We start from the raw sequence: 518 nt of genomic DNA, 5'->3' as shown, positions 1-518 counted from the left end.
AGGTTATGCTTTTGTCGTTTTTATTGGAAAGTAATCGTTATGCGTTTCATCCCTTTCGCCCTCGCGTTAATTGCATTTAGCTCGTCTCCTAGTGCTTACGAGCTCGATTACTATTCCAAATTTGGCCACATCGACAACTATGGCAATCTAGATCTTCGAAACAAGCCATACACTGAACTCCCATCTGGCTTGGTCATAAAAGGGAATGTGGACATTTCCCAAACGCCAATTACTCAGCTGCCTAAGGGCTTAGACGTTGGTGGCAGCTTAGACGCGAAAAATAGCGCCCTGAAAACAATCAAGTCGGGCGTAAAAATCAAAGGTTACGCTAACTTACTTGGTAGTAAGATTGAAAGCTGGCCCAAAGGGGTAACGCTGGGTGGGTATTTGAACCTGACCGATACTCCGTTAAAAACACTTCCGGCAAGACTGCGAGTAAAAGGCGCTTTGAGTGTGATCCGAACGCCACTGAAAGCGCTACCAGAAGGGTTAGTGGTCGATGGCAACCTCTTCACTGC

The 518-nt window shown here is 46.3% G+C and carries 1 protein-coding gene; it reads left to right on the top strand.

Annotation, left to right across the window (positions count from 1 at the left end):
* Window positions 1–39 precede the first annotated feature (39 nt).
* Window positions 40–518 (top strand): hypothetical protein (locus R8N49_RS30470; RefSeq protein WP_318190870.1); only part of this gene is annotated, 479 nt, incomplete at its 3' end.

The organism is Vibrio sp. 1978, assembly GCF_033344345.1.
The sequence above is the reverse complement of the archived record's forward strand: the minus strand, read 5'-3'. Positions and strand labels throughout refer to the sequence as shown.